Consider the following 16,741-nt stretch of genomic DNA (forward strand, 5'->3'; position numbering starts at 1 on the left):
GACCGCGCTGGACCCGGCGGAGCCCAGCGCGATCGACGACGTCACCCGTTCCGGGCGCGGATCCCTGTTGGGGGCAGGTCTCCGCAGTCGTGTGGTACCTGGTGGAACGTGTGGAGCTGAGGGTGGGCGGTCAACGGGTTGGGGCCCCGGAAAACGCCCGGTCATGCGGTGGTTCAGGACTCGCTGCGCTGCTGCGGGATGCCTGCCAGCAGCGCCCGGACCTCCGCCTCGCGGTAACGGCGGTGGCCTCCGAGCGTACGGATCGACGTGAGCTTGCCTGCCTTCGCCCACCGCGTGACCGTCTTCGGGTCCACGCGGAACATCGTGGCAACCTCAGCCGGGGTCAACAGCGGCTCGGCATCAGGGGTGCGAGCGGTCATGAGCGGCCTCCTCGGGAGAACCGAGTTCAGGATCGGTTCTTTCCTCTAAATTCTGCACCTTGACCCGCGTTGCCCGAAATGGCGGACGCGGGCCGAGTCGGTTATAGGACGAACGGCTTGTCCTCGGCACTACAACTACACCATCTGTCCAGCCACGTCGGCCAAACCGATGGAATTGCCCTCTCAGGTGTTCAACCTCGACGGAAGCCGATGGACCATGCCATAGCGGACAGTCACGCCACCGTGACGATCAGTCACAGCGGGATCAGGGGTCACCAGACCCGCCAAGGAGTGCAATACCGATCCATCCACCCTTACTCGGACGGAAGGAGTCCTTCCCGGACTCCTTGTCCTATTTTGCCACGAGGGTGGGTGATGGGCGCAAGACCTGACGTAAGTGCGTTAGATCACGGTTGCGGCAATTGGCCGGATCAGGACCTAGGTCCTGGAATCATCAAACCCCCGCCGCCGCCCGTCAGTTCGCGAACTGCCGGTCCCGCACCGCGCGCCAACGCTCCGTCAGCCGCTCGTACGCCTCGCCCGCCCGGACGCCGTCCCCGGCCCGCAGCGCGGCCAGCCCCTCCGCCGTGTCCGCCGCGGAGCGGTCGTCGGCGAGCCGTGCCTCCGGCACCATATGCACCAGCCCGCCGTAGTCCAGCTCCACCAGGGACCGCGGATGGAACTCTTCCAGCCATCTGCCCACGTCCACCAGGCCGTCGATCAAGGGCCCCTCCTCGATCGCGTCCCGCAGCGTGCGCAGTCCGCGGGCCACCCGCCGCCGGGCCTCCACCATCGCCGTCCGGTAGCGGAGCACCAGCCCCTCCCGCACCGGGCCGCCGGGGCCGCCGGCCGTCTCGGACGCCTTGCCGTACTCGCGCTCCTCGTCGGAGAAGAGTACGAACCAGCGCAGCGGCACCTGCCAGGTGGCCGTCCTGATCCACGGCCGGGCGTCGGGGTTGCGCTCCAGCCACCGGGCGTAGTCCGCCTCGGCCTGACGCCGCACCACCGGCGGCAGGACGGCGTCGAGCACCGGCGTGGGAAAGCGCTCGGCGAGCTCCTCCAGGGCCAGCCAGCCGCGCAGCCGGGTGCGCCAGGGGCAGACGCAGACGACGCCGTCCCGCACGGCCACGAAGGCGTCGCCGCTCTCGTGCACCGGCACGGCCACGGGCGGGGTGGGCAGCAAGTCGGCGAGCGAGCGCCGGAGTTCGTCCTGCGCGGTGGGGAGCGCCGCGCGCCGGGCGTACTCCTCCCAGTACCGGCGCTCGGCCCGCGGGAAGGCGCTCAGCGGCTCGTAGACCCGCAGATAGGCCGCGTACGGGACGGTCACCGACGACGCCAGACCCACGCTCGCTCCCTCAAGCAGCAGGACACCTCGGGGGTCCGGGCGGATCTCCCCGTACGGAGCGAATCGTCCCACGGGACGGGGGCCCGGGAGAGTGATCCTCGGCACCGGCCCCTTGCGCGGGGCCGTCAGGCCCTACCCTCGTGCCAACCGGCCCTCCTCCACCCCCGGGAGGGCGAAGCGCGAGACATATGGAGTCACCACCGTGACTGACGTACGTCCCACCCCCTCAGCCGAGTCCGAGAGCGTGCTGCACACCCTGTTCGGCTCCGAACTCGGCGGGCACGAGCAGGTCGTGCTCTGCCAGGACCGCGAGACCGGCCTCAAGGCCGTGATCGCCCTCCACTCCACCGCCCTGGGCCCGGCGCTCGGCGGCACCCGCTTCCACGCCTACGCCTCCGAGGAGGCGGCCGTCCGCGACGCCCTCAACCTCTCGCGCGGCATGTCGTACAAGAACGCGCTGGCGGGTCTGGAGCACGGCGGCGGGAAGGCCGTGATCATCGGCGACCCGGACGCGATCAAGACCGAACAACTGCTGCTCGCCTACGGCCGGTTCGTGGCCTCCCTCGGCGGCCGCTATGTCACCGCGTGCGACGTTGGCACGTACGTGCGGGACATGGACGTCGTCGCCCGCGAGTGCCGCTGGACCACCGGCCGCTCCCCGAGAACGGCGGCGCCGGCGACTCGTCCGTGCTCACCGCGTTCGGCGTCTTCCAGGGCATGCGGGCCGCGGCGCGCGTCCAGTGGGGCGAGCCCACGCTGCGCGGCCGGCGGGTCGGCGTCGCCGGGGTCGGCAAGGTCGGGCGCTACCTGGTGCGGCACCTGGTCGAGGACGGCGCGGAGGTCGTCGTCACCGACGTCAAGCAGGCCGCCGTCGAGGCGGTCATCGAGGAGTTCCCGCAGGTCACTTCGGTGTCGGATGTCGACGTCCTGGTTCGCTCCCCCCTCGACGTCTACGCTCCCTGCGCCCTCGGCGGTGCCCTGGACGACGAGACGGTGGCGGCCCTCACGGCGACCGTCGTCTGCGGTGCGGCCAACAACCAGTTGGCCCACCCGGGGGTGGAGAAGGACCTCGCCGACCGCGGCATCCTCTACGCCCCGGACTACGTGGTGAACGCCGGTGGCGTCATCCAGGTCGCGGAGGAGCTCAAGGGCTTCGACTTCGACCGGGCGAAGGCCAAGGCGGCCCGGATCCACGACACCACGCTGGCCATATTCGAACGGGCGGCGGCGGACGGCATCCCGCCCGCCGCGGCGGCCGACCGGCTCGCCGAGCAGCGGATGGCGGAGGCGCGCGGAAGCCGGACGGCCGGGGTGCCGCGCCAGGTACGGCAGTGACGGCCGGGACGGTGGTGCCGGCAGCTGCATAGCCGGCCCCGGCCCGTCCGCTCGGGTGGTCGGAGCCCGCACAGTGGTCCCGACAGAGCGGCCGTCGGGGTGTGGCAAGCGAGACATCGCTCACCACCCCTCGGCGGGTCGCCGGGCGGGACGGGTTAAAATCGCAGCTGACCAGCGGGGACGGGGCGCCCTTAAGGTTGTGCTCCGTGGCACGTCATGCGGGCGACGTACCGTATGGCCGCGGAAGCAGGTACCGTTGAAGTCCTACAGGCCGGATTCCTCTGCGGGAATCCGCTCTGACTCATGACAGTGAACGCGTGTCAAGACTCTGGGGCCGTCGAGCCCCGTAATTGAGGGGGTCGAGCCATGGGGCGCGGCCGGGCCAAGGCCAAGCAGACAAAGGTCGCCCGCCAGCTGAAGTACAACAGCGGTGGGACCGACCTCTCACGCCTGGCCAACGAGCTGGGCGCATCGCCGGTAAAGCAGCCGCCGAACGGTGAGCCGCTCGACGATGAGCTGGACGACGACCCGTACGCGCAGTACGCGGCGCGTTACAACGACGAGGACGACGAGGACGAGCACCACTCGTCCGGTCAGTCCGCTTACCGTCGCCGCGCTTGACGCGATAGCTTTCTCCGACCCGGTCCGGGGCCCCGCCCCGGACCGGGTTCTGTGCTGCCCGGGCCCGGTCAGGCCGCGCGGTCACCTTGGGTGCCGTCGCCGTAGTCCCCGCTGAGCACCGCGGCCTCGGCACGGTCGCCGCGCTCGGTGATCTCGCCGGCGACCCAGGACTCGACGCCCCGGTCGGCCAGCGTGGTCAGGGCGGCGTCGGCCGACTCCGCCGGCACGACGGCCATCATGCCGACGCCCATGTTGAGGGTCTTCTCCAGTTCCGGGCGCTCCACCCCGCCGACCTCGCCGACCAGGGTGAACACCGGGTCCGGCGTCCAGGTCGCGCGGTCGATCTCCGCGTGCAGGTGGTCCGGGATCACTCGGGCGAGGTTGTTGGCCAGTCCGCCGCCGGTGATGTGCGAGAACGCGTGCACCTCGGTCGTCCGGGTGAGCGCCAGGCAGTCCAGCGAGTAGATCCGGGTCGGCTCCAGCAGCTCCTCGCCGAGGGTGCGGCCGAGCTCCGGAACCTCGCGGTCCAGCGACCAGCCGGCCCGGTCCAGGAGCACATGGCGTACCAGCGAGTACCCGTTCGAGTGAAGTCCGGAGGAGGCCATCGCGATGACGACGTCACCCGGACGGACGCGCTCCGCGCCGAGCAGCCGGTCGGCCTCGACGACTCCGGTGCCGGCGCCGGCCACGTCGAACTCGTCCGCGCCGAGCAGCCCGGGGTGCTCGGCGGTCTCGCCGCCGACCAGGGCGCAGCCGGCGAGGGTGCAGCCCTCGGCGATGCCCTTGACGATCGCGGCGACCCGCTCGGGGTACACCTTGCCGACGCAGATGTAGTCGGTCATGAACAGCGGCTCGGCGCCGCAGACCACGAGGTCGTCGACGACCATGCCGACCAGGTCGTGGCCGATGGTGTCGTAGACGCCCATGCGGCGGGCGATGTCCACCTTGGTGCCGACGCCGTCGGTGGCGGAGGCGAGCAGGGGGCGCTCGTAGCGCTTGAGGGCACTGGCGTCGAAGAGGCCGGCGAAGCCGCCGAGGCCGCCGACGACCTCGGGGCGGGTGGCCTTCTTCACCCATTCCTTCATGAGTTCGACGGCGCGGTCGCCCGCCTCGATGTCGACGCCCGCGCTTGCGTAGCTGGCACCAGTGGTCTCTGCAGAGGGCATGCTCTCGAGATCTTTCGTGTCGTTCTTACGGGCGGCGCAGGGCGTCCGCGGCGTCGTGGCCGCCTGCGAGCTCGGTCTCCAGCAGGTGCTTGCCGAGCAGCTCGGGGTCGGGCAGGTCCATCGGGTACTCGCCGTCGAAACAGGCGCGGCAGAGGTTCGACTTGGGGATGGCCGTCGCCTCGATCATGCCGTCGATGGAGATGTACGCCAGGGAGTCGGCGCCGAGGGACTTGCCGATCTCGTCGACCGTCATCCCGTTGGCGATCAGCTCCGCGCGGGTGGCGAAGTCGATGCCGAAGAAGCAGGGCCACTTGATCGGCGGGGAGGAGATCCGGATGTGGACCTCGGCGGCGCCGGCCTCGCGGAGCATCCGGACGAGGGCGCGCTGGGTGTTCCCGCGGACGATGGAGTCGTCCACGACGACCAGGCGCTTGCCGCGGATGACCTCCTTCAGCGGGTTGAGCTTCAGCCGGATGCCGAGCTGGCGGATGGTCTGGCTGGGCTGGATGAAGGTCCGGCCGACGTAGCTGTTCTTGACCAGGCCCGCGCTGTAGGGGATCCCGCTGGCCTCGGCGTAGCCGACGGCGGCCGGGGTGCCGGACTCCGGGGTCGCTATCACCAGGTCGGCCTCGGCCGGGGCCTCGGCGGCGAGCCGGCGGCCCATCTCCACCCGGGAGAGGTAGACGTTGCGGCCCGCGATGTCGGTGTCGGGGCGCGCGAGGTAGACGTACTCGAAGACGCAGCCCTTGGGGCGGGCCTCGGCGAACCGGCTGGTCCGCACGCCGTTCTCGTCGATGGCGACGAGCTCGCCGGGCTCGACCTCGCGGACGAACGCCGCGCCGACGATGTCCAGGGCGGCGGTCTCGGACGCGACCACCCAGCCGCGCTCCAGCCGGCCGAGGACCAGCGGGCGGATGCCCTGCGGGTCGCGGGCGGCGTAGAGGGTGTGCTCGTCCATGAAGACGAGCGAGAAGGCGCCCTGGACGGCGGGGAGGACCTTGGCGGCCGACTCCTCGACGGTCAGCGGCTTGCCGTCGTCGTCGGTCTGGCCGGCGAGCAGCGCGGTGACCAGGTCCGTGTCGTTGGTCGCGGCGACCTGGGTGGCCCGGCCGCCGTCGCGCGGCAGCGCGGCGACCATCTCGGCCAGCTCGGCCGTGTTGACCAGGTTGCCGTTGTGACCGAGGGCGATGGAGCCGTGGGCGGTCGCGCGGAAGGTCGGCTGGGCGTTCTCCCACACCGAGGCCCCGGTGGTGGAGTACCGGGCGTGGCCCACGGCGATATGGCCGCTCAGTGAGCCGAGGGAGGTCTCGTCGAAGACCTGGGAGACCAGGCCCATGTCCTTGAAGACCAGGATCTGGGAGCCGTTGCTCACCGCGATGCCCGCGGACTCCTGTCCACGGTGCTGCAGCGCATACAGCCCGAAATAGGTGAGTTTGGCGACCTCTTCACCCGGAGCCCAGACACCGAAGACGCCGCAAGCGTCCTGGGGGCCCTTCTCGCCGGGGAGCAGGTCGTGGTTGAGTCGTCCGTCACCACGAGGCACACCTCGAGTCTATGGCAGGGACGAGGTTCATCCGAACCGGGGACGACCGGGGATGGCTCACACCACGGACAGCGACGCCCCGTCACGGAGCAGGCGATCCGCGCGTACGTGCGCTCAGCCGAACAAAGGGAGTTGTCCGGACAGATCGGCCCGTTCGCCGCTCGCCGTGACCAGCGCGTCCTCGACCGCGGCGGCCCAGTCGGCGCGGCCGGAGGCCAGCCGGATCCAGGTCAGGGGATCGGTCTCGACGACGTTGGGCGGGGTGCCGCGGGTGTGCCGGGGGCCCTCGACGCACTGGACGACGGCGAAGGGCGGGATCCGTACCTCCACCGAGCCGCCGGGCGCGGCGGCGGCCAGCGCGTCGGCCAGCATCCGGGTGACGGTGGCCAGGGCCTGCCGGTCGTGGGCGAAGGGCACTCCGGTGGCCGCGGCGAGGTCGTCGGCGTGGACGACGGCCTCCAGGAGGCGGGTGAGCGTGTAGTCCGCGACGGTCATGGGGCCGAGCACGGTGGCGAGCGGCGCGGCCGGATCGGCGTCCGCGACGGCGGAGGCGAGCCGGTCCGCCGCCTCGTCCAACCGGGCCGCCGCGGCGGCCGGTTCGTCGCCCAGGGCACGGGCGGCGGCCGGCGCGGCGGCGGCGACGGGCTCGGCCCCGGACCGCATGGCGGCCAGGTAACCCCGCACGTCCACGCGGGGTTCGGCGGGGCCGGGCGCGGGCTGGGCGAGGCGGACGGGCAGGGACTCCAGGGCGATGGCGAGGTGCGCGATCAGGTCGCGGACGGTCCAGTCGCCCAGCCGGGTGGGCGCCGCCAGCGTCGCGGCGGCGTCGGGGCCCTCGCAGAGGGCGTTCACCGCCCGTCGCAGGGTGGTCAACTGCCCGTCCAGGGCGGCCCGGACCTTGGCCGGGTCGTAGGTGCGGGGCTTCGGCTTGCGCTGCGCGGCGGTCATGGGGCGAGCGTAACCAGCGGGGCCGCGGCGGCGTTCCGTCCGGTCGCATCGGGCGTGCTTCAGCCGGCCCTGTCCGGTCGTAGTGGCCGTGCTTCAGCCGGCCGCGTCCGGTCGTCCGGCCATGCTTCACCTGACCGCGTCCGGCCGTACCGCTCCGTAGTCGCCGAGGCCGAACTCCAGTGAGTCGAAGGCCCGTTCCGCCAGCGCCTTGGCGTCGTCCACGAAAGAGGCGGCGGGCTCCCCGCCCAGCAGGCGGCGGTGGTTGAGGGCCACGAGAGAGTAGCGGAGGCCGATGAGCTGTCCGGCGACGATGTGGGCCGTCTGGTGGTCGCCCGGGGCGGCGCTCACCGCCAGTTCCTCGGCGAGCAGCCGTTCGCTGCGGTGGGCGATCTCCCGCGCGCGGGCGAGCAGGACGGGGGTCTCGATGATCAGCCGGCGCATCCGCAGGACGAACGGTTCGTCGCTCATCCCGACCGACGGTTCGAACGCTTCGACGGCGGCGAGGAACTGCCGTCGCACCGCGCGGACCACGGACTCGCCGGGGGCCCGCTCGCGGACCGCGCGGGCGACGTCGTCGACGTGGTCCTCCAGGGCGCCGACGAGGATGTCCTCTTTGCTGCCGCAGTAGTTGAAGACCGTCATCTTCGAGACCTCCGCGGCGGCGGCGATCTCGGCGACGGAGACCTTGTCGTAGCCGCGCTCCTCGAAGAGTTCGACGGCGACCCTCATCAGCTTGGCCCGGGTCTGGAGCTTCTTGCGTTCCCGCAGGCCCGGCTGCTCTTGCGTCATGGCAGAACTGTACCAGGATGAATTTTGGGTCGAGAAAAAGAATTGACTCGGTACATGTTCGTGGTTCAGGCTGTCCCGCATGACCGCACCCATGACCGCCGCCCGGCGGCGCGTCGGCTTCGGCGTCTGTCTCGTGACGATGCTGCTGGCCGTGCTCGACCAGAACATCGTCTCGGCCGTCACCGTCCCCATCGCCCGGGACCTCGACCCCGTCCACGGCATCGACCGCATCCCCTGGCTCGTCACCGCGTTCTCCCTCGCCGCGACCGCCGCCCTGCCGCTCTACGGCAAGCTCTGCGACACCCTCGGGGCCAAGCGGGTCTTCCTGGGCGCGGTCGCGGTCTTCCTCGTCGGCTCGGCGCTGTGCGGCGCGGCCGGCTCGATGGAGTGGCTCATCGCCTTCCGCGCCCTCCAGGGCATCGGCGGCGGCGGGCTGATGAGCGTCACCATGATCGTCATCGCCCAGCTGAAGGACCCCGCGCGGGGCGCCGGCAGGGGCTCCGCCGTCGGCGGCCTCGTCGCCGGGGCCGGCATGGCGCTCGGCCCGCTGCTCGGCGCGTACCTCGCCGACCACGCGGACTGGCGCTGGATCTTCTACGTCAACCTGCCCGTCGGCATCGCCGTACTCGCCGTGTCGGCGGTCGTCCTGGACCTGCCCACGCCCGGCACCCGACACCGCGTCGACTACCTCGGCGCCGCGCTGGCCGCCGCCTTCTCCACCGCGCTGCTGCTGGTCACCGAGTGGGGCGGGCGGAAGTACGCCTGGGGGTCACCCATCGTGCTGGGGCTGATCGGCGGGGCGGTGGTGCTGCTGGCGCTGTTCCTGTGGCGGCAGGCGACGGCGGCCGAACCGGTGCTGCCGCTCGGGCTGTTCCGGGTGCGGACGGTGCGGCTCGCCTTTGCCGTGCAGGCGCTCTCCGGGGTGGCGATGATGGGGTCGATCATTTACGTGATGCTGTATTTGCAGATCGCGCGGGGGGTGGAGCCCACTGCGGCCAGCCTCTTCATGCTGCCTTTGGCCCTTGGGCTGACCGTCGCGGGGCTGGTGACCGCCCGGCTGGGCCTCGCGCCCCGTACGACCGTGCTCTCCGGGTCGGTGTGCGCCGGCGTCGCCATGGGGCTGCTGGCGCTGTCCGGTACGGAGACGGATCTGTGGGGCGTGCGGGGCGAGATGCTGCTCTTGGGGGTCGGCTTTGGGCAGTTGCTGGGCCAGCTGATCGTCATGGTGCAGCAGGCCGTGCCCGTGCGGCGGCTTGGTGTCGCCACGACCAGCATTCGCTTCTTCCAGACGCTCGGGAGTGCGCTGGGGACCGCTGTGTTCGGGACGGTGCTCGCTCGGGTGTACGCGGCGGAGGGGCCGGGTGGGTCGGCGAGTGGGATCGCGGCCCTTCGCGGGACCGAACGCGTCGACGCGGTCGAGGCGTTCACGTCCGCGGTGGACGTGGTGTTCCTGTGTGCGGCGGGGGCGATGGTGCTCGCTCTGGTCTTGGCGTTGCGGCTGCCGCGGGGTGCGGTGGCCGCGGAGGGGAGCCCCGGTCCCGCCCCTTCGCCGATTCCTGGGGCTGCGCCCCAGACCCCCTGATCGCGGCTCCGCCGCTCGTCCTCAAACGCCGGACGGGCTGAACAGTCAGCCCGCCCGGCGTTTGAGGTCGCCGCAGAGCACGGTTCCTACCCGAACAGCCCCGGCAGCGTCGCCTCGTGCGCCTCGCGCAGCTCCGCCAGCGGCAGCTCGAAGTGCCCCTGCACGTCCAGGGAATCACCGTCGACGACACCGATCCGCGTCGCCGGCAAGCCCCGCGCCCCGCACATGTCCGTGAAGCGAAGCTCCTCGCTCCGCGGCACCGACACCACCGCCCGTCCCGCCGACTCCGAGAGCAGGAACGTGAACGCGTCGAGGCCGTCCGGGACGACCAGGCGCGCGCCCTTCCCTCCCCGCAGGCAGGACTCCACGACCGCCTGGACGAGACCGCCGTCGGACAGGTCGTGCGCCGCGTCCACCATCCCGTCGCGGGAGGCCGAGATCAGGATTTCGGCGAGGAGCTTCTCGCGGGCCAGGTCCACGGCCGGCGGCAGGCCGCCGAGGTGGTCGTGGATCACCTGGGACCAGGCGGAGCCGCCCAGTTCGTCCTTGGTGTCGCCCAGGAGGTAGAGGAGCTGGCCCTCCTCGGCGAAGGCCATCGGCGTGCGGCGGGCGACGTCGTCGATGACGCCCAGGACGGCGACGACCGGCGTCGGGTGGATGGCGGTCTCGCCGGTCTGGTTGTACAGGGAGACGTTGCCGCCGGTGACCGGCGTGCCGAGTTCCAGGCAGCCGTCCGCGAGGCCGCGGGTGGCCTCGGCGAACTGCCACATGACGCCCGGGTCCTCGGGGGAGCCGAAGTTGAGGCAGTTGGAGATGGCCAGCGGGCGGGCGCCGGTGGCGGCCACGTTGCGGTACGACTCCGCCAGCGCCAACTGCGCGCCCGCGTACGGGTCGAGCTTGGCGTAGCGGCCGTTGCCGTCCGTGGCGACGGCGACGCCGAGGCCGGTCTCCTCGTCGATCCGGACCATGCCGGAGTCCTCGGGCTGGGCGAGGACCGTGTTGCCCTGGACGAAGCGGTCGTACTGGCCGGTGATCCAGGACTTGGACGCCTGGTTCGGGGACGCGACGACCTTCAGGACCTGGGCGCGCAGCTCCTCGGCCGTCTCCGGCCGGGGCAGCTTGGCCGCGTCGTCGGCCTGGAGGGCGTCCTGCCACTCGGGGCGGGCGTACGGGCGCTCGTAGACCGGGCCCTCGTGGGCGACGGTGCGCGGCGGGACGTCGACGATCTGCTCGCCGTGCCAGAAGATCTCCAGCCGCTCGCCGTCGGTGACCTCACCGATGACGGTGGCGATGACGTCCCACTTCTCGCAGATCTCCAGGAAGCGGTCGATCTTGCCGGGTTCGACGATCGCGCACATGCGCTCCTGCGACTCGCTCATGAGGATTTCCTCGGGCGAGAGCGTGGCGTCGCGCAGCGGGACGGTGTCCAGCTCGACGCGCATGCCGCCGGAACCGGCCGAGGCCAGCTCGCTGGTGGCACAGGAGAGGCCGGCGCCGCCGAGGTCCTGGATGCCCTCGACGAGGTCCTCGCGGAAGAGCTCCAGCGTGCACTCGATGAGGAGCTTCTCCTGGAAGGGGTCGCCGACCTGGACGGCCGGGCGCTTGGCCGGGCCGGTCGAGTCGAAGGTCTCCGACGCGAGGACGGAGACGCCGCCGATGCCGTCGCCGCCGGTGCGGGCGCCGTAGAGGACGACCTTGTTGCCGGTGCCGGACGCCTTGGCGAGGTGGATGTCCTCGTGCTTCATCACGCCCACGCAGAGCGCGTTGACCAGCGGGTTGCCCTGGTAGCAGGGGTCGAAGACGACCTCGCCGCCGATGTTGGGCAGGCCCAGGCAGTTGCCGTAGCCGCCGATGCCCGCGACGACGCCCGGCAGGACGCGCTTGGTGTCCGGGTGGTCGGCGGCGCCGAAGCGCAGCGGGTCCATCACGGCGACCGGGCGGGCGCCCATGGCGAGGATGTCGCGGACGATGCCGCCGATGCCGGTGGCCGCGCCCTGGTAGGGCTCGATGTACGACGGGTGGTTGTGCGACTCCACCTTGAAGGTGACCGCGTAGCCCTGGCCGACGTCGACGACGCCGGCGTTCTCGCCGATGCCGACGAGAAGCGCGTCGTTTTCGGGGGCCTTCTCGCCGAACTGGCGGAGGTGCACCTTGCTGCTCTTGTACGAGCAGTGCTCGGACCACATCACGGAGTACATGGCGAGCTCGGCGCCGGTGGGGCGGCGGCCGAGGATGGCGCGGATGCGCTCGTACTCGTCCTGCTTGAGACCGAGTTCGGCCCAGGGCTGGGCGGTGTCCGGGGTCTCGGCCGCGTGCTTGACCGTGTCCAGGCTCATGCGTTGACCAGCTTCTTGAGGAGCGAGGTGAAGAATCCGAGACCGTCGGTGCGGCCGGTGCCGATCAGCGGCTCGACCGCGTGCTCGGGGTGCGGCATCAGGCCGACGACGTTGCCGGCGGCGTTGGTGATGCCGGCGATGTCGCGGAGCGAGCCGTTGGGGTTGCCGTCCAGGTAGCGGAAGACCACCCGGCCCTCGGCCTCCAGCTCGTCCAGGGTCCGCTCGTCGGCCACGTAGCGGCCGTCGATGTTCTTCAGCGGGACGGAGATCTCCTGGCCCGCCTCGTAGTCGGCCGTCCAGGCGGTGTCCGCGTTCTCGACGCGGAGCTTCTGGTCGCGGCAGATGAAGTGCAGGTGGTTGTTGCGGAGCATCGCGCCGGGCAGCAGGTGGGTCTCGGTGAGGACCTGGAAGCCGTTGCAGATGCCGAGGACGGGCAGGCCGCCCTTCGCCTGCTCGATGACGGTCTCCATCACCGGCGAGAAGCGGGAGATGGCGCCGGCCCGCAGGTAGTCGCCGTAGGAGAAGCCGCCGGGCAGGACGACCGCGTCGACCTGGTGGAGGTCCTTGTCGCGGTGCCAGAGGGGTACGGGCTCCAGGCCGGCGATGCGGATGGCGCGCTGGGTGTCACGGTCGTCGAGGGTGCCGGGGAAGGTGACGACCCCTACGCGTGCCGTCACGAGCCGGCCTGCTCGACTCGAACGGTGAAGTCCTCGATCACGGTGTTGGCGAGAAACGTTTCCGCCATCTCGTGGATCCGGGCGAGGGCGGCGTCGTCGACCGGGCCCTCCACCTCGAGTTCAAAGCGCTTGCCCTGACGGACGTCGGCGATCCCCTCGAAGCCAAGGCGTGGCAGCGCGCGCTGCACCGCCTGCCCCTGCGGGTCGAGGATCTCCGGCTTGAGCATGACGTCGACTACGACGCGTGCCACTGGCACTCCCGGTGGTGTGGTGCGTGAGCTGAAGCGGTGAAGCCAGCGTACCGCCCTCGAAAATCTACGCGGGTAGATATCACGGGCGCTCCGAGCGCTTTACCGCGCCCTCCGCACCGGCTCCCGTCGAAAAAATCCGGGAAAAACCCCGGAAGACCACACGGTTCCCATTGCACCCGGGCGGGCCGACGGAATTAACTGGGCCCCGTCAGGCAATACCCTTTGTGGAACGCCGGAAAAGGCATTGCCCGAGAACCACCTAAACCCATGCATCGCCGCAGGTCAGCGCGGCGGTACAGGCTGAAAGGACCCATTCCGTGGCGCAGCGTGTGGTAGTGACGCTCTTTGATGACATCGACGGGGGCGAGGCCGCGGAGACCGTCACCTTCGGCATCGACGGCAAGTCGTACGAGATCGACCTCAGCACCGCCAATGCGAAGAAACTCCGGCACGCGCTGGAGCCTTACCTGGACGCAGGCCGGAAGCGCTCCCGTTCCGGGAAGGCGTACCGCCGCACCTCCGTCGAGCCGGACCCGGCGGCGGTCCGGGCCTGGGCCCGCTCGCACGGCATGGACGTCCCGCCGCGGGGCCGGATCCCGAAGAAGGTCTACGAGGCGTTCGAGTCCGCGAACTGACGGCCGGGGACGGGGGCGGCGCGGCCGGCACCGCCCCCGCCCCGCGGCCCCCCGCAGGGGTGAACCCCGCCCGGCCGCCGGAGCCCGGCATCCGGATCCGGCCACCCCTCAGATCCCGGTCCCCGCACCGGATTTGCATTCCCCCCCGCATGATCCGCTAGAGTCTGGAGCACGCCGAGGGGCGAGGCCGAAAGGCCGAAACCCCACGAGACGCGCGGGTGTAGCTCAGTAGTAGAGCGCCCCCTTTCCAAGGGGGAGGCGCAGTGTGCGATCCCTGTCACCCGCTCTCGCCGTTCATCGGTCCGCTTCGGCGGCCTGATGGGTGGACGCGCGGGTGTAGCTCAGTAGTAGAGCGCCCTCTTTCCAAGAGGGAGGCGCAGTGTGCGATTCCTGTCACCCGCTCCAGCCGTTCACCGGCCACATACGTGGCCGGAGGATGGTCTCGCGGGTGTAGCTCAGTAGTAGAGCGCCCCCTTTCCAAGGGGGAGGCGCAGTGTGCGATCCCTGTCACCCGCTCTCATCGCTCGTCCCGACCACCCCGGTGGATCAGGTAGAGTGGTGTTCGCACCGCCCGGTGAAGCCGGTCGGGAGCATGCGGACGTAGCTCAGTTGGTAGAGCGCAACCTTGCCAAGGTTGAGGTCGCGAGTTCGAGCCTCGTCGTCCGCTCCAGAGAAAGACCCCGGTCCCCGTGGCCGGGGTTTTTTCATGTCCGACGACAGGGGGTCGATCATGGGGGCCGCGGGGGCCAAGGGCGTCGCGGGGGTACGGACGCGCGTCGGCGGCTGGCGGGGGCGCAGCAGGATCGCCCAGGTCGACAGCTATATGCGCTGGACGATGTATCTGCTGCCCGGCCTCTTCCCGTTCACCCCCACCCTCGCCCTCTTCGGCGCCCCCGGCGGCTTCCGGACCGGTGACGTCGTCCTGCTGCTGCTCGGCTGGGCGCAGTGCGGTGTGGGCATGGTCCTGTTCCGGCGGGCACTGGAGCACTACCGGATGCGCCGTCCCGCGCCCTGGCGGTGGATCGCCCTCTCCGGCGCGCTCCTCTTCCTCTCCGTGGTGCAGCTGGTCGCCCTGGTGCGGGCGGACGGGCCGGAGCACCTCACGTCGCGGCCCATGGTGCTGATGGGCGGGGCGCTGGTCTTCTTCGGCTCGCTCAGCCTGGTGGCGCCCCGGGTGCGGACGTACCTGTGGTGGTGCCTGCTGGGCGGCGTCGCGGCGGCCGTCGCCGTCCTGCCGTTCGGCGGCCGGCCCGTCGGCGCGGCGATCACCATGGTGATGGTCTGGCTCGCCGCCCTGTGGTCGCTGGCCACCGTGCGCACCACGGGCTGGATGCTGGCGGTGATGTGGGAGGCGGACAACGCCCGGACCGTCCAGGCGCGGCTGGCCGTCGCGGAGGAACGGCTGCGCTTCGGCCGGGACATGCACGACGTACTCGGGCGCAACCTCACCGTGATCGCCCTCAAGAGCGAGCTCGCGGCCGAGCTCGCCCACCGCGGCTCGCCTGCCGCGCTGGAGCAGATGGCCGAGGTGCAGCGCATCGCGCGGGACGCGCAGCGCGACATGCGCGAGCTCGTACGCGGCTACCGGCAGGCCGACCTGCACACGGAACTCGTCGGCGCGCGCGGCGTACTGGGCGCGGCGGGGATCGCCTGCCGCATCGACGACGCCTCGGGGGACGCGCTCCCGGACCCGGTGCAGTCCGTCCTGGCGTGGGTCGTGCGCGAGGGCACGACGAACGTGCTGCGGCACGCGGAAGCGCGGCGCTGCACGGTACGGCTGCGGGTCGGCGGGGCGACGGTGGCGCTGGTGATGGAGAACGACGGGGCCCCCGACGAGCGGGGCGGCTCGGGTGGTTCGGGTGACTCGGGTGGTTCGGGTGGTTCGGGTGGTTCCGGGCTGGCGGGGCTGCGGGAGCGGGTGACGGCTCTCGGGGGCACGTTGGAGGCCGGATGCCGGGGCCGGGGGATGTTCCGGCTGACGGTGGAGGTGCCGCTGGCGGCGGTGGAGGTGCCGCCGGTGGTGGAGGAGGGCGCTGTGACGGATGTCGTGGGGGTGGAGGTTCCGGCGGGCGGCGTTCCGGTGTCGGACATTGCCGCGGCGGACGTTCCTGTGGGGGACATTCCCGCGGAGGGCGTTCCCGTGGCTGCCGTTCCCATGGCCGGCGTTCCCATGGCCGGCGTTCCCATGGCCGGCGTTCCAGGAGCCGTCGTTTCCGGGGCCGTGGCCGGCGGGCCGAACGCGCCGGCCGGCGGGCCGCCCGGGGCGGAAGGGCAGGCCGTCGGGCGGCCTGAGACGGAAAGGCCGGAGGACGGGGAACGGGCCGTGAACGGGGGGCCGGTCGCCCGGTCCGGAGCCGCCGCCCTCACCCGTACCCCTGGAGGAAACACGTGATCACCCTGCTCCTCGCCGACGACGAGCACCTCATCCGGGGCGCCCTCGCCGCCCTCCTGGGCCTGGAGGACGATCTCCGGGTGGTCGCGGAGGCCGCCTCGGGGACGGAGGCGATCGCCATGGCGCGGGCGCACCGGCCCGATGTGGCGGTGCTGGATCTCCAGATGCCGGGGGCGGACGGTGTGACAGTGGCCACAGCCCTGCGGGCCGAAGTCCCCGGCTGCCGCTCCATGATCGTGACGGGGCACGGGCGGCCCGGGCATCTGAAGCGGGCCCTGGAGGCGGGTGTCCGGGGGTTCGTCCCGAAGACCGTCTCGGCCCGGCGGCTCGCCGAGATCATCCGTACCGTGCACGGGGGAAGCCGTTATGTCGACCCGGAGTTGGCGGCCGACGCGATCAGCGCGGGTGACTCTCCGCTGACCGCGCGGGAGGCCGAGCTGCTGGAGCTGGCGGAGGACGGGGCCCCGATCGCGGAGATCGCGGAGCGGGCCCGGCTGACGCCGGGGACGGTCCGGAACTACCTCTCCGCGGCGGCGGCGAAGCTGGGTGCGGAGAACCGGCACGCGGCGGCGCGCATCGCACGGTCTCAGGGTTGGCTATAGTGGTACCCGCACCGCACGGAACGCGCGGAGCATGCGGACGTAGCTCAGTTGGTAGAGCGCAACCTTGCCAAGGTTGAGGTCGCGAGTTCGAGCCTCGTCGTCCGCTCAGAGTGAAGGCCCCGGTCCTGGTGACCGGGGC

14 protein-coding genes, 5 tRNA genes and 1 pseudogene are annotated in these 16,741 nt (G+C 71.6%); 11 read left to right on the forward strand and 9 right to left on the reverse strand.

Annotation, left to right across the window (positions count from 1 at the left end; genetic code table 11):
• Nucleotides 1-173: 173 nt before the first annotated feature.
• Nucleotides 174-380: a developmental transcriptional regulator BldC gene (gene bldC, locus ACQEVS_RS16145; protein WP_003980577.1), complete on the reverse strand. Its 207-nt coding sequence runs from the start codon at nucleotides 378-380 to the stop codon at nucleotides 174-176.
• A 475-nt stretch (nucleotides 381-855) separates the two neighbouring features.
• Nucleotides 856-1,725, reverse strand: a complete 870-nt coding sequence (locus ACQEVS_RS16150; protein ID WP_433021030.1) for a hypothetical protein — start codon at nucleotides 1,723-1,725, stop codon at nucleotides 856-858.
• Nucleotides 1,726-1,927: 202 nt separating this feature from the next.
• On the opposite strand from ACQEVS_RS16150, the pseudogene ACQEVS_RS16155 reads away from it, so the two are divergent.
• Both ACQEVS_RS16155 and ACQEVS_RS16160 read left to right on the forward strand, forming a co-directional pair.
• Nucleotides 1,928-3,060 (forward strand): annotated as a pseudogene (locus tag ACQEVS_RS16155) (Leu/Phe/Val dehydrogenase).
• Nucleotides 3,061-3,426: 366 nt separating this feature from the next.
• Nucleotides 3,427-3,681: a DUF3073 domain-containing protein gene (locus ACQEVS_RS16160; RefSeq protein WP_433021033.1), complete on the forward strand. Its 255-nt coding sequence runs from the start codon at nucleotides 3,427-3,429 to the stop codon at nucleotides 3,679-3,681.
• A 68-nt stretch (nucleotides 3,682-3,749) separates the two neighbouring features.
• Here ACQEVS_RS16160 and purM read toward each other — a convergent pair whose 3' ends face one another.
• The 4 genes from purM to ACQEVS_RS16180 all read right to left on the reverse strand — a co-directional run bounded on the left by purM (nucleotide 3,750) and on the right by ACQEVS_RS16180 (nucleotide 8,127).
• Nucleotides 3,750-4,847 carry a phosphoribosylformylglycinamidine cyclo-ligase gene (gene purM / locus ACQEVS_RS16165; RefSeq protein ID WP_433021036.1) on the reverse strand — a complete coding sequence of 366 codons (1,098 nt, stop codon included), beginning with the start codon at nucleotides 4,845-4,847 and terminating at the stop codon, nucleotides 3,750-3,752.
• Nucleotides 4,848-4,872: 25 nt separating this feature from the next.
• Nucleotides 4,873-6,390: an amidophosphoribosyltransferase gene (gene purF, locus ACQEVS_RS16170; protein ID WP_433021039.1), complete on the reverse strand. Its 1,518-nt coding sequence runs from the start codon at nucleotides 6,388-6,390 to the stop codon at nucleotides 4,873-4,875.
• A 114-nt stretch (nucleotides 6,391-6,504) separates the two neighbouring features.
• Nucleotides 6,505-7,338 (reverse strand): sterol carrier family protein, encoded by an 834-nt coding sequence (locus tag ACQEVS_RS16175; protein ID WP_433021042.1) that lies wholly within the window; start codon nucleotides 7,336-7,338, stop codon nucleotides 6,505-6,507.
• 126 nt (nucleotides 7,339-7,464) lie between these two features.
• Nucleotides 7,465-8,127, reverse strand: coding sequence for a TetR/AcrR family transcriptional regulator (locus ACQEVS_RS16180; protein ID WP_433021045.1), 663 nt, complete (start codon nucleotides 8,125-8,127; stop codon nucleotides 7,465-7,467).
• 79 nt (nucleotides 8,128-8,206) lie between these two features.
• On the opposite strand from ACQEVS_RS16180, the gene ACQEVS_RS16185 reads away from it, so the two are divergent.
• Nucleotides 8,207-9,709 (forward strand): MFS transporter, encoded by a 1,503-nt coding sequence (locus ACQEVS_RS16185; protein ID WP_433021048.1) that lies wholly within the window; start codon nucleotides 8,207-8,209, stop codon nucleotides 9,707-9,709.
• Nucleotides 9,710-9,795: 86 nt separating this feature from the next.
• Here ACQEVS_RS16185 and purL read toward each other — a convergent pair whose 3' ends face one another.
• Genes purL through purS form a run of 3 tightly spaced genes read right to left on the reverse strand, consistent with a single transcriptional unit; the run spans nucleotide 9,796 to nucleotide 12,973 of the window.
• On the reverse strand, nucleotides 9,796-12,045 hold the full coding sequence (purL, locus tag ACQEVS_RS16190; protein WP_433021051.1) for a phosphoribosylformylglycinamidine synthase subunit PurL: 2,250 nt from the start codon (nucleotides 12,043-12,045) through the stop codon (nucleotides 9,796-9,798).
• Nucleotides 12,042-12,722: a phosphoribosylformylglycinamidine synthase subunit PurQ gene (purQ, locus tag ACQEVS_RS16195; protein WP_433021054.1), complete on the reverse strand. Its 681-nt coding sequence runs from the start codon at nucleotides 12,720-12,722 to the stop codon at nucleotides 12,042-12,044. Before purQ ends, purL begins: the two co-directional genes overlap by 4 nt.
• Nucleotides 12,719-12,973: a phosphoribosylformylglycinamidine synthase subunit PurS gene (purS, locus tag ACQEVS_RS16200; RefSeq protein WP_004947817.1), complete on the reverse strand. Its 255-nt coding sequence runs from the start codon at nucleotides 12,971-12,973 to the stop codon at nucleotides 12,719-12,721. Before purS ends, purQ begins: the two co-directional genes overlap by 4 nt.
• Nucleotides 12,974-13,290: 317 nt before the next feature.
• On the opposite strand from purS, the gene ACQEVS_RS16205 reads away from it, so the two are divergent.
• The 8 genes from ACQEVS_RS16205 to ACQEVS_RS16240 all read left to right on the forward strand — a co-directional run bounded on the left by ACQEVS_RS16205 (nucleotide 13,291) and on the right by ACQEVS_RS16240 (nucleotide 16,708).
• Nucleotides 13,291-13,608 carry a histone-like nucleoid-structuring protein Lsr2 gene (locus ACQEVS_RS16205; RefSeq protein WP_433021058.1) on the forward strand — a complete coding sequence of 106 codons (318 nt, stop codon included), beginning with the start codon at nucleotides 13,291-13,293 and terminating at the stop codon, nucleotides 13,606-13,608.
• A 214-nt stretch (nucleotides 13,609-13,822) separates the two neighbouring features.
• Nucleotides 13,823-13,894, forward strand: a tRNA-Gly gene (locus tag ACQEVS_RS16210).
• Between the two features lie 44 nt (nucleotides 13,895-13,938).
• Nucleotides 13,939-14,013: transfer RNA gene (locus ACQEVS_RS16215), tRNA-Gly, on the forward strand.
• 39 nt (nucleotides 14,014-14,052) lie between these two features.
• Nucleotides 14,053-14,124: transfer RNA gene (locus ACQEVS_RS16220), tRNA-Gly, on the forward strand.
• 78 nt (nucleotides 14,125-14,202) lie between these two features.
• Nucleotides 14,203-14,278 (forward strand) — tRNA-Gly (locus ACQEVS_RS16225).
• A 36-nt stretch (nucleotides 14,279-14,314) separates the two neighbouring features.
• Nucleotides 14,315-16,000 carry a histidine kinase gene (locus tag ACQEVS_RS16230; RefSeq protein ID WP_433021061.1) on the forward strand — a complete coding sequence of 562 codons (1,686 nt, stop codon included), beginning with the start codon at nucleotides 14,315-14,317 and terminating at the stop codon, nucleotides 15,998-16,000.
• Nucleotides 15,997-16,602, forward strand: coding sequence for a response regulator transcription factor (locus ACQEVS_RS16235; protein ID WP_433021064.1), 606 nt, complete (start codon nucleotides 15,997-15,999; stop codon nucleotides 16,600-16,602). Before ACQEVS_RS16230 ends, ACQEVS_RS16235 begins: the two co-directional genes overlap by 4 nt.
• 33 nt (nucleotides 16,603-16,635) lie before the next feature.
• Nucleotides 16,636-16,708, forward strand: a tRNA-Gly gene (locus ACQEVS_RS16240).
• The last annotated feature ends 33 nt before the right edge of the window (nucleotides 16,709-16,741 follow it).

Source organism: Streptomyces sp. CA-181903 (assembly GCF_050937075.1).
Taxonomy (GTDB): Bacteria; Actinomycetota; Actinomycetes; order Streptomycetales; family Streptomycetaceae; genus Streptomyces.

Coding starts and splice junctions, on each gene's coding strand:
- bldC (WP_003980577.1), bottom strand. CDS start 380: ATGACCGCTCGCACCCCTGATGCCGAGCCGCTGTTGACCCCGGCTGAG.
- ACQEVS_RS16160 (WP_433021033.1), top strand. CDS start 3,427: ATGGGGCGCGGCCGGGCCAAGGCCAAGCAGACAAAGGTCGCCCGCCAG.
- purM (WP_433021036.1), bottom strand. CDS start 4,847: ATGCCCTCTGCAGAGACCACTGGTGCCAGCTACGCAAGCGCGGGCGTC.
- ACQEVS_RS16175 (WP_433021042.1), bottom strand. CDS start 7,338: ATGACCGCCGCGCAGCGCAAGCCGAAGCCCCGCACCTACGACCCGGCC.
- ACQEVS_RS16180 (WP_433021045.1), bottom strand. CDS start 8,127: ATGACGCAAGAGCAGCCGGGCCTGCGGGAACGCAAGAAGCTCCAGACC.
- ACQEVS_RS16185 (WP_433021048.1), top strand. CDS start 8,207: ATGACCGCACCCATGACCGCCGCCCGGCGGCGCGTCGGCTTCGGCGTC.
- purL (WP_433021051.1), bottom strand. CDS start 12,045: ATGAGCCTGGACACGGTCAAGCACGCGGCCGAGACCCCGGACACCGCC.
- ACQEVS_RS16230 (WP_433021061.1), top strand. CDS start 14,315: ATGTCCGACGACAGGGGGTCGATCATGGGGGCCGCGGGGGCCAAGGGC.